At 62.7% G+C, this 12,916-nt stretch carries 7 protein-coding genes; 6 read left to right on the top strand and 1 reads right to left on the bottom strand.

Annotation, left to right across the window (positions count from 1 at the left end; genetic code table 11):
- Window positions 1-81 precede the first annotated feature (81 nt).
- The 4 genes from AERO9A_RS18540 (at window position 82) to AERO9A_RS18525 (ending at window position 8,840) form a co-directional block, all read left to right on the top strand.
- Entirely contained in the window at window positions 82-2,127 is a 2,046-nt protein-coding gene (locus tag AERO9A_RS18540) for a flotillin family protein (protein WP_159973390.1), read from the top strand.
- Between the two features lie 228 nt (window positions 2,128-2,355).
- Complete coding sequence (locus AERO9A_RS18535; RefSeq protein WP_159973389.1) at window positions 2,356-7,587, top strand: DNA repair ATPase; 5,232 nt, start codon at window positions 2,356-2,358, stop codon at window positions 7,585-7,587.
- Window positions 7,584-8,138 carry a rhomboid family intramembrane serine protease gene (locus AERO9A_RS18530; RefSeq protein WP_159973388.1) on the top strand — a complete coding sequence of 185 codons (555 nt, stop codon included), beginning with the start codon at window positions 7,584-7,586 and terminating at the stop codon, window positions 8,136-8,138. Before AERO9A_RS18535 ends, AERO9A_RS18530 begins: the two co-directional genes overlap by 4 nt.
- A gap of 12 nt (window positions 8,139-8,150) precedes the next feature.
- Window positions 8,151-8,840 (top strand): phospholipase D-like domain-containing protein, encoded by a 690-nt coding sequence (locus tag AERO9A_RS18525; protein WP_159973387.1) that lies wholly within the window; start codon window positions 8,151-8,153, stop codon window positions 8,838-8,840.
- Window positions 8,841-8,886: 46 nt separating this feature from the next.
- Here the strand turns inward: AERO9A_RS18525 and AERO9A_RS18520 are convergent, their stop codons facing one another.
- Window positions 8,887-10,596, bottom strand: coding sequence for a hypothetical protein (locus AERO9A_RS18520; protein WP_159973386.1), 1,710 nt, complete (start codon window positions 10,594-10,596; stop codon window positions 8,887-8,889).
- Between the two features lie 241 nt (window positions 10,597-10,837).
- On the opposite strand from AERO9A_RS18520, the gene gtfA reads away from it, so the two are divergent.
- Window positions 10,838-12,277 (top strand): sucrose phosphorylase, encoded by a 1,440-nt coding sequence (gene gtfA, locus AERO9A_RS18515; protein ID WP_159973385.1) that lies wholly within the window; start codon window positions 10,838-10,840, stop codon window positions 12,275-12,277.
- 64 nt (window positions 12,278-12,341) lie between these two features.
- Window positions 12,342-12,881, top strand: coding sequence for a YaeQ family protein (locus AERO9A_RS18510; RefSeq protein WP_159973384.1), 540 nt, complete (start codon window positions 12,342-12,344; stop codon window positions 12,879-12,881).
- Window positions 12,882-12,916 lie beyond the last annotated feature (35 nt).

Below are 12,916 nucleotides of genomic sequence, written 5' to 3'. Positions count from 1 at the left end.
GAAAATCCGTAGGTAACAGAGCGCTGGCAGCCTAGGCATTGGCGAACCTGCCTGCACAATTAGCAAAGGAGTGAAGCTGTAATGGAAAACCTCATCCCCTTCATCGTCGGGGCCGGGCTGGTCGTCCTCTTCGTGATCGCCCTGATCGCCCTGTTCAAGGCCTTCTACATCAAGGTTCCGCAGGGCACCGCGTTGATCGTCAACGATATGAGCTCGACGCCCAAGGTGCATTTCACCGGATCCTTGGTGTATCCGGTGATTCACCTCAAGGAGTTCATGAAGATCTCCCTGATCACCCTGGAAGTCGACCGCCGCGCCAAGGACGGCCTGATCTGCCGTGATAACCTGCGCGCTGACATCACCGTGGCCTTCTACCTGCGCGTCAACGAGACCCAGGAAGACGTGCTCAAGGTGGCCAAGGCCATCGGCGTGGATCGCGCCTCCGACCGCGCGGCGGTCAACGAGCTGTTCAATGCCAAGTTCTCCGAGGCGCTGAAGACCGTCGGCAAGCAGTTTGACTTCGTCCAGTTGTTCGAGAATCGCCAGGACTTCCGTGACCGCATCGTCGAGGTGATTGGCAACGATCTCAACGGTTACGTGCTGGAAGACGTGGCCATCGACTACCTGGAGCAGACCTCCAAGGTGTCGCTGGATCCGAGCAACATCCTCGACGCCGAGGGTATCCGCAAAATCACCGAGCTGACCGCTGCACAGAACGTCATCACCAACGAGCTGGAGCGCAACGAAGAGCTGGCGATCAAGAAGAAGAACGTCGAGACCCGCGAAGCCACCCTGGCCCTGGAGCGCCAGCAGGCTGATGCCGAGGCGCGGCAGAAGCGCGAAATCGAAACCATCCAGGCCCGCGAGCAGGCGGAAACCCTCAAGGTGCGCGAGGAAGAGCGCCTGAAGGCCGAGCAGGCGCGCATCCAGACCCAGCAGGAGCTGGACATCCGCGCCGAAAATCATCAGCGCGAAGTGGAAGTGGCGCAGCAGAATCGCCAGCGTGCCGTGGTCATCGAGGTGGAGAAGGTCACCCGAGCCAAGGATCTGGAAGTGGTCGCTCGCGAACGCGAAGTGGAACTGCAGCGCATCGAGAAGGAAAAGGCGCTGGAAGAAGAGCGCAAGAACATCGCCGGGGTGATCCGCGAGCGCGTGGCGGTCGAGAAGACCGTGGCCCAGGAAGAAGAACGCATCAAGGAAGTGCGCGAAGTCTCCGAAGCCGAGCGCCTCAAGCAGGTCGCCGTGCTCAACGCCCAGGCCGAAGCCGAGCAGGAACTGGTGCGTCAGGTCAAGCAGGCCGAAGCCGACGAGACTCGCTCCAAGCACAAAGCCGTCGAGATCAACAACCTGGCCCAGGCCGAGCTGGAAGCTGCAGCCAAGAGCGCCGAGGCCAAGAAGAAACTGGCCGAAGGCATCGAAGCCGAGCGTGCTGCGCCCGGTCTGGCCGATGCCAAGGTGCGTGAAGTCACCGCCGCCGCCAAGGAGAAGGAAGGCCTGGCCGATGCTCGCGTGCAGGCCGAGCGCCTGATTGCCGAAGCCAAGGGTGAGCAGGAAAAAGGCCTGGCCGAGGCGCGCATCCTCGAAGCCCAGGCAGCCGCCAAGGAGAAAGACGGCCTGGCCGAAGCCAAGGTGCTGGAAGAGAAACTCAGCGCCCAGGCGCGCGGCGAAGAGCAACTGGGGCTGGCCAAGGCCAAGGCGACCAAGGAGCAGGGTTCGGCCGAAGCCTCGATCCTGCTGGAGCGTCTGAGCGCCGAAGCCGAAGGCTTGGGCAAGAAGTTCGGTGCGCTGGACTCGCTCAGCGATGCTGCGCGCGCCCACGAAGAGTTCCGCATGCAACTGGAGAAGAGCTTCGAGGAGGCCATGGCCGCCATCGCCGCGAACAAGGACATCGCCAAGGATCAGGCCGAAGTGCTGGCCGCAGCCATGGCCAAGGCGAAAATCGAGATCGTCGGCGGCGAGGGCGACTTCTTCAACTCCTTCGCCAAGTCGCTGTCGGTGGGCAAGGCTATCGAGGGTGTCGTCGGCAAGAGCCCGGTGGTACAGGACGTGATCGCCCGTCTGCTGGCTGGCAAGGCCGCGCCTGCCGCACCGGTGGTCGCGCCGAACGCCGGCTCCGAGCAGGCCTGAGTGACCTGCCCGTAGGGTGGGCTTCAGCCCACTAAGTGGACAACGCAATTTTTGCCCACCACTGGCGACACGAGCGGTGGACAAAAAGAGCGCTGTCCACCCTACCGGCCACAGCATGCCGAGCCCTGTGGGAGGGGCTTTAGCCGCGAACCTCCCACGCATTTTCCAGACCCCTTGTCCTGCTGAGCGGGCGAGGGTGCTCGATGCCGAATATCCAGGAAGAACACGATGTCGGACGCACAAACACAGGACGTATTGGACAAGGCCGTCGCCGAAGGCGGCGCCTACGAGGTGCTGCACAAGCGCCTGCAGGAGCAGGGCCAGCGCCTGCGCGCGCTGACCGAAGCGCTCAACGGCCAGCGCCTGGCCGAGTTCGGCAGCAGTGCCATGGAGGCCATCGGTCGGGTTCGCATCCGCACCGAGAACAACTGCATCGCCCGCGATATCGTCCAGGTCGGTGACTGCCTGCTGTTCGGCTACAACGTGTTCCTCGGGCTGAAGAAGGAAACCAGCGTCGCCGACGTGTTCTCCCTCTACCGCCTGGTCGAGGGCGCCGAAGGCTATGACGCCGAGCCGGTGCCGCTGGACGGCAGCTTCCTGGCCCAGGCCAGTTTCGTCGCCGATTTCAACGAGCTGTACACCTACTACAAGAACACCCGCCTGCTGCAGCTGGCCATTCGTGACGGCAAGCTGCTGGCGAGTTTCCAGATCGGCGAACGGATCACCGATATCCGCGTGTTCCGCTGGTCGATCTCGGTCGATGGGCGCGAAGTGCGCTACATCGACAACCGCGGCGAGCGCGATATTGCGCTGCCGGCGCCGTTCGACTTCGAATGGCAGAAGACTTCCCGCGAGATGGTGGTCATGGGTCGCCATCCGCACATGAACATCCTCGACACCGTATTCGTCGAGACCGTGGGTGGCGACCTGACCATCAAGGTCGAGAACAACACCCAGGATGGCCTGGGCATCTACCGTGAGCCGGTGGTGGACAAGACCCAGTCGCTCGATGACGCGCAGATCGAATACGCCCGCCTGGGCAGCCTGATCCTGCTCAAGGTGCTGCCGTACCGCGAGGAGCAGTGGCGCTATCTGGTATTCAACAGCCTGACCAATCAGGTCGAGCGCATCGATGCCATCGGCCTGGCCTGCGTGCAGTTGCCGGAAGACCACGGCATCATCTTCCCCGGTGGTTACTACCTGCAGAGCGGCGAGTACAAGACCTTCGAGCAGCCCATGGGCGGCATGCGCTTCAAGCGCTCGGTGCGCTCGCCCAACGGCGAGGACGTGCAGTACATCTTCTATCACCCGGAAGAAGGCCGCGCGGCGCTGTTTACCTACAACATGATCAACCGCCAGCTGCATAACCCGATCTTCGGCCACGGTTATGCGCGCCTGGAAGACGGGCGCATGGTGATCTTCTCCGCCGAGGGCAGCGAGCCGACCCGTATCCACCCGATGCAGATCTGGCAGACGCCGTTCGAGAGCGACGACCATGCTGCCCGCCAGCCGGCGCGCAGCGGCTTCTTCGGGCGTATCGGCAACGCCGAGCTGGTGCGCGGCGTGTCCGACCTGTTGGGCCTGAGTCGCGAGATCGACAGCCGCGAAGTGTCGGTGGCGCGCTATACCCAGCTGTGCCAGAACACCCGCCGTCTGTTCGATGTGTACCACTGGCTGGGTGACGCTCAATGCGCCGAGCTGGCGCCGCTGCTGCGTGAGGTGGCGGCCACCTCCGAGCTGGTGCTCGATGAGTTCGAGAAGGTCGAGAGCATCCGTCAGCAATCGGCCCGCGCCATGGCTGAGGCCGAGACGCAGCACAAGAGCCTGCTTTCCGGCCTGCTGGTCGACAGCTGGGACGAGGTGCAGCACTTCGTCGAGGCGCTGGGTGCCATCAACGCGCAACGCGGCCAACTGCTGACCATCCGCGATTATCGCTACATCGACGTGGCGCGCATCGACGCCATGGAAGCCGAGCTGCTGCAAGCTCAGGAGCGGGTGGCCACGGCCACCTCCGCTTTCCTTGCCAGCGACGCCGCACTGCAACCCTACGTGCAGCGCCTGGGGGAGCTGGATGGCCTGGCGCAGAAGGCCGAGACCGTCACCCAGTTGAACGAGCCGCTGGCCGAGATGCAGGTCATGGCCGGCAACCTCGACATGCTGTCGAGCCTGATGGCCTCGCTGAAAATCGACGATGCCACTCAGCGCACCGCCATTGTCGAGTCGATTTCCGAGGTCTACGCCCACCTCAACCAGGCCAAGGCGCGTGCCGAACAGCGGCGCAAGGGCCTGGGCTCGGCCGAGACCGTGGCGCAGTTCGGCGCCCAGTTCAAACTGTTCAGCCAGGGCATTACCAACGCCCTGGCGCTGGCGCAGGATCCGGAGAAGTGCGACGAGCAGCTGTCGCGCCTGCTGGTGCAGCTCGAAGAGCTGGAAAGCCAGTTCGGTGACCACGAACAGTTCCTCAGCGATATTCTCGGCAAGCGTGAAGAGCTGCTGGAGACCTTCGAGTCGCACAAGCAGAGCCTGCTCGACGACCGCCAGCGCCGCGCCCAGGGCGTGCTCGACGCCGCTCAGCGCATCCTCGATAGCCTGGGCCGACGCACCGCGCGTCTGAGCCAGATGGAGGAGCTCAACGCCTTCTTCGCTGCCGACCCGCTGATCCTCAAACTGCGCGAGATGGCCGAGCGCCTGCGCGAGCTGAAAGACAGCGTCAAGGCCGATGACGTCGAGGCGCGCCTCAAGGCGGCCCGCGACCAGGCGGTGCGCGCCCTGCGCGACAAGAGCGAGCTGTTCGAAGAGGGCGGCAACGTCATCAAGCTCGGCCCGCGTCACCGCTTCAGCGTCAACACCCAGGAACTCGACCTGACCCTGATGCCGCGCGGCGATGCGCTGTACCTGCACCTGACCGGCACCGATTTCCTCGAACCGCTGCGCGACGAGACCCTCGAAGGCCTGCGTGACTACTGGCAGGTATCGCTGGAGTCCGAATCGCCCTCGCTGTACCGCGCCGAATACCTCGCCGGTCTGGTGCTCGATGCCGCCGTGGCGGGCCGCGAAGGCCTGAGCCTGGATCTGCTCAAGACCCACCTGGCGCAGCCGGAAACCCTGAGCCGCTTGATCCGCGACTTCGCCGCACCGCGCTACAAGGATGCCTATGAGAAGGGCATCCACGACCACGACGCGGCGTTGATCCTCACGCAATTGCTGCCGCTGCGCGAAAGCGCCGGGCTGCTGCGTTACGCACCGATGGCGCGGGGCTTCGCCGCGCTGTTCTGGAATCGCTGGGGGCAGGACATCGAGGCCGAGCTGTGGCCGCAGCGCGCGCGCAGCAGCCTGCACCTGCGCCAGTTGTTCGGCAGCGAGGACGGCGTGCAGCGCCTGCGCGAAGAGATCGATGCCGCCATGCTGCGCTTCCTGGGCCAGCATCCGCTGCCTGTGGATACTGCGCAGCGCCAGGCGGCAGCGGCCTATCTGGTCGAGGAGCTGGCGGCCAAGCCCATCGAATTCAGCTTCAGCAAGTACGCCCGGCAACTGCTCGACACCCTGCAGCAGCGCATGCAGGCCAGCCATGTCTGGGACGACTACCGCGCCGCGCTGGACAACCTGCGGGGTCGCCCGCTGCAGCGCTGGTCGCTGGCACAGACCTGGTTCGACGGCCTGTGCGCGCAGGACGCCGCCATGGCCGAGCTGGCCGACTACGTGCCCGAAGCGATTGCGGTCAGCCTGCTGGATGACGACTTCCCGCGGCGTTTCACCGAGGTCGATCTGCGTTTTTCCGTCAGCGGCCTGCTTGGCGATCATCCGCGTGTGCAGGATGGCACCCTGCTCCTGGCCATCGACGACTACTTCGCCCGTCTGCGCCAGCATCTGGATCATTTCGTGCCGCAGCTTTCGCGCTACCAGGCGCTGCGTCAGGAGGTCATCAACCGCGAGCGCGATGCACTGCGCCTGAGCGAATTCAAGCCACGGCCCTTGTCGTCCTTCGTGCGCAACAAGCTGATCAACGATGTGTACCTGGGCTTTATCGGCGACAACCTGGCCAAGCAGATGGGCACCGCCGGGGAGAACAAGCGCACCGACCTGATGGGCCTGCTGATGCTGATTTCGCCGCCCGGCTACGGCAAGACCACGCTGATGGAATACGTGGCGCACCGCCTCGGCCTGATCTTCATGAAGGTCAACGGCCCGGCGCTGGGTCACGAGGTGCGCTCCATCGACCCGGCGCAGGCGCCGGACGCCACCTCACGCCAGGAGCTGGAAAAGCTCAACCTGGCGCTGGAGATGGGCAACAACGTGATGCTCTATGTCGACGACATCCAGCACACCCACCCCGAGTTCCTGCAGAAGTTCATCTCGCTGTGCGACGGCACGCGGCGCATCGAAGGCGTGTGGAAGGGCAAGACCAAGACCTACGACATGCGCGGCAAGAAGTTCTGCGTAGTGATGAGCGGCAACCCGTACACCGAATCCGGCGACGTGTTCAAGATCCCCGACATGCTCGCCAACCGCGCCGACATCTACAACCTCGGCGACACCCTGGGCGGCATGCAGGAAGCCTTCGCGCTGAGCTACATCGAGAACAGCCTGACCTCCAACCCGGTGCTGGCGCCGCTGGCCACTCGCGACATGGCCGATGTCTACCGCTTCGTCGCCAAGGCCGAGGGCAAGCCGTTCTCTGCCAACGAGTTGAGCCACACCTACAGCGCCGCCGAGATCAACGAGATCAGCGCCACCCTGCAGCGTCTGATGCAGGTGCGCGACGTGGTTGGCCGGGTCAACCAGCAGTACATCGTCAGCGCCGCGCAGGCCGACAGCTACCGCACCGAGCCGCCGTTCAAGCTGCAGGGCAGCTATCGCAACATGAACAAGATGGCCGAGAAGATCAGCGCGGTGATGAACGACGCCGAGCTGCTGCAACTGATCGCCGACCACTACCAGGGCGAGTCGCAACTGCTCACCACCGGCGCCGAAGAGAACCTGCTCAAGCTCGCCGAACTGCGCGGCAACCAGACGCCCGAACAGGCCGAGCGCTGGGCGCAGATCAAGCGCGACTTCATGCGCAACAAGGCCATGGGCGGCAGCGACAGCGATGTCGGTGGCCGTGTGGTGGCGCAGCTCAATGATCTGGTGGAAAGCGTGCGCGGCCTGGGCGCCACCGCTAAACCGGCCAGCGAGACGCCGAGCATCCCGTGGACTCAACTGCTTGAGGGGCTGAATAACCTTGGCAAGCTGCACCCGCAGGTGGAAGTGGTGGCGCCACCGCAGCCGGGCACGCAGAAACTGCTGGAAAGCCTGGCCGATACGCTGGAAAACAGCTTCCTGCCGCTGATCAGGGCGATGGACAAGAAAATCGACATCGATTTGCGCACCCACAACCGCATGCTGGAAATCTCCACGCAACTGCGTGACCTCGGCACGCTGCTCGGCCAGGAGCAGCGCAGTGATGACGAGGCGCCGTGAGGCGAGGCTGGCTGGTTGAGCTGCGTCCGCTGCTGTTTATCAGCGGCGCGATGCTGCTGATACAACTGGCCAACAGCGCCCTGGGCGGCGCCTTGAACGCCTGGGGCTTGCTGCCTCGGCATATCGAGGCGCTGCCCGGCATTCTTCTCGCGCCCTGGCTGCATGGCAGTTGGGCGCACCTGCTGAGCAACCTCAGCGGCTTGCTGGTGCTTGGCAGCTTGGTGCTGCTGCGCTCGCGGCGCGATTTCTTCTACGCCAGCGCCTTCATCATCCTCGGCAGCGGTGCGCTGGTCTGGCTATTCGGTCGTACCGGCCTGCACGTCGGCGCCAGTGGCTGGCTGTTCGGTTTCTGGGGGCTGCTCTTGGCGCGGGCCTGGTTCGAACGCAGCCTGCTCGACCTGTTGCTGGCGGTGCTGGTGTTCTTTCTCTATGGCGGCTGGTTCTTCGGCCTGCTGCCGCGTGCCGGCGTCTCCTTCGAATACCACCTGGCGGGGGCTTTTTGTGGCGTTCTCTATGCCGCCTTGTCTCGCCCTCGCCGCAATCATCGATAAAAAGGATTTTCCATGGACTTCAACCGCCTCGATCAGCAACTGCGTGACAGTCTGGCCGATCTGCGCCTGAGTAACGAGGAACGCGACGAGCTGCGCCAACTGGGTAGCGAGCTGAGCAGCGATCAGGTGCGCTTTATGCGCAATCGCGCCTTCGCCCTGGCCCGTGAGCTGATGCGTGAGCCGGAGAACGTCGAGCCGGTGCTGAAATGGCTGGAGCAGGTGATCAAGACCCTCGACAGCGTCGGCAGTGCACCGCGTGTGGAATATGCCACGGCCCACTTCAGCCCCGGCGAGAGTTGCCGGCGCAAGATTCGCGAGCTGTGCCGCCAGGCGCGCAAGAGCGTGGAAATCTGCGTCTACACCATCTCCGACGATCAGCTCAGTGAAGAGGTGCTGGCCTGCCATGAGCGCGGTATCGCCGTGCGGGTTATCAGCGACAACGAAAAACAGTTCGATGTCGGCAGCGACATTCAGTGGCTGCGCGACAAGGGCGTGCCGCTGCGCATCGACGCCGGGCCTTATCACATGCACCACAAATTCGCCCTGTTCGACGGTCGCCTGCTGCTCAATGGCAGCTTCAACTGGACGCGCAGTGCCAGCACCAGCAACGAGGAAAACCTGCTGGTAATCGACCACCCGCAACTGGTGGCGGCCTACAGCCGTGAGTTCGAGGAACTCTGGGCGCGCTACGCCGCCAATTGAAGGGGTGCCCTGAACCAGCCAGCGCTCTGTGCGCTGGCGTTTCCAGCTAGGTGTGAATTTGCCCCCAGTTGCCCCAGACGCTGTTGTCTTTCAGGCGCTCCAGCAGGCGCTCGTGCAGATGTTGAGAGCGTTGCGGCTCCATCTCCTTCAGTGTCGCGATGGATTGGTGCAGGCGTTGTAGGTTGGAGGTGCTGTTGCCAATCAGGGGGTGCAGGTCGATACAGGCGAGCGCGTCTTCCAGTCGGCCAGTATCGATATAGGCCGCCATCAGTACCTGGCTCATATGGTCTTCGGCAAGATTCAGCGCCAGCATCTCTCTGGCCTGTTCGAGCTCGCCCATGTCGATCAGGGCTTGCACGAGTTCGTTGTAGTAGTACGGCGCCTCTTCTGCGTCGATGTCTTCGCCTGCAGTTAGTTGCTCGCGTAGTTGTCGCAGCAGATTGTTGGCGGCTTGGCGCTCGCCTAATTGGCCTAGCAACTGGCTATGCACGATACGTTCGCTCAGGCTGTTCTCGGGGTCGAGTTGGGCGTGCAGCCGCTCTGCTTCTTCGAGAAAGTTACGCACCGACCAGCTATCGCGTTGATCGGGGGTGCGCCTTGCCTGTTCACGTAGCAGGTACTGCAAATGATGCAGACGCATACCGGGCCATGAGGCCTTGCCTTGTTCACCGACGAGTACGCGTTCGGCTTGGCGTTGCAGGCTGGTTACCCATGATGAGTCGCTTGGCGCGTGTTCTTCGGCAAGGCTCAGCAGCAGCCAGTGCTGGAGCGCGGCATGCAGATGCTGCATTTCTCGATCCAGCAGTTGTTGGGCCTGGGGGATATCGCCACGCTGCACGTGCCAACTGATATGGCACTGCAGCAGTTGTGCCGCCAGGTTGTCCTTGGCTGTTGCAAGCAGACGCTGCATCAGCTCGGGTCGCTGGGCTGCGATGAAATGCTCGAAGAGTTGCGCAGCGTCGATCAGGTAGGTCTTTTCCGTGGCAGCCAGCAGCTCCAGAGTATCGTCGTATTGCCCGTGGGCAGCCAGAATCTCCACGATCTCGTGTCTGGGCAGGTCACTGCGTTGGGCAAGTTGCAACAGGCGTGGGTGGCGCTGCAGCTCGGCCAGTGTTTGCAGCAGTGGGCGCCAGTAGAAGCTGGGTTCGTCGTTGTGGTCTAGCTGTGTCTCGGCCATGGTCAAGGCGGCGTCGGCCTGCTCTGGTTGCTCACACGCCTGTCGTAAGCGGGCAAGTTGCAGCAGTTGTGCCTCGTCCAGTTGCAGGTTCACATCCAGTGTATCCAGCGCTGCACGGGCATCTGCCACTTTGCCTTCGGCCAGTAGCAGCGTGGCGTGCGTCAGCGGTGAACTGGAACAGTCGATGTCGAAGCGCTTTTGCACCTGCAGAGCCTTGTCGTTGTCGCCTTTGTTCACCAGTTCCTGGATCGTCGTCTGCAGGGCTTGCTCGCGGTGGGTGGAGTCAAGTTTCCAGAGCAGTTCCAGGGCCTCTTTTTCGCGATTTTGCCGCATGAGTCGTGCACAGAGAGAGGCGTGGGCGAGTTGCCAGGCGTCGCCCCACAACGGCGCGGCCAGTTGCATGGCGAGATCGGGCGCGCTGCCTTGCAGGACAAATATTCGGTTGAGCTCAGAGGCTTCGGTGGCCGTGAGGCGGGCCTTGCCGTCCGTCAGTTCGAGGCTGGGCTCTTCAGGTATGCGGGACAGAAAGTGAATGGCCAGCGTCATGATGACAACGACGATTCCAAAGAACAGTTCCATGGTGATTTCCTTTTCAAACAGCAATCCTTATGAGCCGACGGTGCATCAGTCGGCCTGGGCGGTTATACGCACAGCTCAATCCACGGACAATCGTGCGAGGGAGCATTTGCCAACCCGTTCAGAACTATGGGGCTCTGTTTGGCCATGTACAGTGTGCCAGCCGATTGCATGGCGCTGTTTGACGAACGAAACGAGGCTGGCCTAGGTCTTTTGCTTAATCATCGAATATGCAGGGGGACTCATGACACTGCGCAATGCCGTTCAACTGATCACCTATCCCGACCGCCTGGGGCGTAATCTGGGCGAGCTGTATCAAGTGCTGGACAGGCATTTGGGCGATGCTCTGGGCGGCGTGCATATCCTGCCGCTGTATCCATCCAATGCCGATGGTGGTTTCTCGCCGCTGACCCATATGGAGGTGGACCCGCGCTACGGCGATTGGGCGGATGTCGAGCGTATCTCTGCGCGCTTCGATCTGTGCGTCGATCTGGTGATCAGCCATATCGCCGACGAGTCGCCGGAGTTTCTCGATTTCGTTGCCCACGGTCAGGCTTCGCCCTACGCCGATCTATTCGTGCAGGTCGACCGCCTCGGCGAGATCAGTCATGACGACCTGGCCAAAATCCATATCCGTAAGGAGAAGGAGCCGTTTCGCGAGGTGCGTCTGGCCAATGGCGAGACCTGCCGACTCTGGTGCACCTTCACCGAGCGACAGATCGACCTCAATTACGATTCGCCGCAAACCTATCAGTTGATGGAGCAGTACATGGCCTTTCTCGCCGCGCGCGGGGTCAAGCTGTTCCGTCTGGATGCCTTCGGCTACACCACCAAACGCATCGGCAGCAGTTGCTTTCTGGTGGAGCCGAATGTCTATCGCATCCTCGAATGGTTTCGCGAAACCGGGGCCAAGTACGAGGCCGAGATGCTCCCGGAAGTACACGACCACATCAGCTACCAGTACGCCATTTCGCGCAGGCAAATGCGCCCCTATGCCTTCGCCTTGCCGCCGCTGGTGCTGCATGCCTTGCTGACGGGCAGCAGCTGCTACCTCAAACATTGGTTGCGCATGTGCCCGCGCAATCAGATCACCGTGCTCGATACCCACGACGGCATCTGTATCCCGGATGTCGAGGGCATGTTGCCGGAGGCGCAGATCAAATATCTGGTCGATGAAATCTCGACCCGTAGCGCCGATCCTATCCTGCGTCGCTCGGCGGTGAATGTGCACAGCGTTGGCGCCATCTATCAACTGACCTGCACCTTCTACGAAGCACTGATGCGCAACGATGAGGCCTACATCGCCGCGCGGGCCATACAGTTCTTCACCCCCGGTATCCCGCAGGTGTACTACGTCGGCCTGCTGGCCGGTTGCAACGACTTCGATCTACTGGAGCAAACCGGCGAAGCGCGCGACGTCAATCGCCATTACTACAGCCTGGAGGAGGCCGAGCAGGCCCTGCAGCAACCCTTGGTGCAGCGGCTGCTGGCACTGATGCGTTTTCGCTGTCGGCACCCGGCCTTCGAAGGGCGTTTTGAGCAGAATTATTCAACGGATGACCAGTTGCTGCTGGCCTGGCGTCATGGTGAGCATTACTGTCGTCTGCACCTCGACCTGAGTAGCCTGCAGGCCACCATCGAGTACACCGATGAACAACAGGGCATCTGTCAGATGACCTGCTGAAGGTCGGCGGGGGCCATGCTTTCGCGGTAGACTGGCGCTCTTTCGACCAGCCAAGAAGCCCGCCATGGCCCTGCCATCGACCACCTACAAGATCGACCTGAACCTCACCGACATGGATCGCAGCGTTTACCAGAGCCTGCGCTTCACCGTTGCTCGGCATCCCTCGGAAACTGAGGAACGTCTGGCCGCGCGGTTGATCGCCTATGCGCTGTTCTACGACGAGCAACTGGCCTTCGGTCGCGGCCTGTCGGATGTAGACGAGCCCGCGTTGTGGGAAAAGAGCCTGGACGATCGCGTGCTGCACTGGATCGAGGTCGGCCAGCCGGACAGCGAGCGCATCACCTGGTGCTCGCGGCGTACCGAAAAATTCAGCCTGGTGGCCTATGGCAATCTGCGCGTATGGCAGACCAAGTGCCTCGATCCGGTGCGCAGCCTGAAGAACATCAACGTCGTCGCCCTAGGCCAGGAGGCGCTGGCCGAGCTGTCGCTGGATATGCCGCGCTCACTGAGCTGGAGTGTGATGATCAGCGATGGCGAGTTGTTCGTGACCGACGAGCGCGGCCAGCATGAGATTCCCATTGAGTGGCTTGCTGGCGAGCGTTGAAGCCGTAGGGCGGGTGCAACCCGCCGGATCACCTG

It is taken from the genome of Pseudomonas sp. 8Z (assembly GCF_902506535.1).
Classification (GTDB): Bacteria; Pseudomonadota; Gammaproteobacteria; order Pseudomonadales; family Pseudomonadaceae; genus Aquipseudomonas.
This window is presented reverse-complemented; position numbering and strand designations above follow the sequence as displayed.

Excerpts from the sequence above, each read along its gene's own strand:
- AERO9A_RS18540 (WP_159973390.1), top strand. The coding sequence starts at position 82 with ATGGAAAACCTCATCCCCTTCATCGTCGGGGCCGGGCTGGTCGTCCTC.
- AERO9A_RS18535 (WP_159973389.1), top strand. The coding sequence starts at position 2,356 with ATGTCGGACGCACAAACACAGGACGTATTGGACAAGGCCGTCGCCGAA.
- AERO9A_RS18525 (WP_159973387.1), top strand. The coding sequence starts at position 8,151 with ATGGACTTCAACCGCCTCGATCAGCAACTGCGTGACAGTCTGGCCGAT.
- AERO9A_RS18520 (WP_159973386.1), bottom strand. The coding sequence starts at position 10,596 with ATGGAACTGTTCTTTGGAATCGTCGTTGTCATCATGACGCTGGCCATT.
- gtfA (WP_159973385.1), top strand. The coding sequence starts at position 10,838 with ATGACACTGCGCAATGCCGTTCAACTGATCACCTATCCCGACCGCCTG.
- AERO9A_RS18510 (WP_159973384.1), top strand. The coding sequence starts at position 12,342 with ATGGCCCTGCCATCGACCACCTACAAGATCGACCTGAACCTCACCGAC.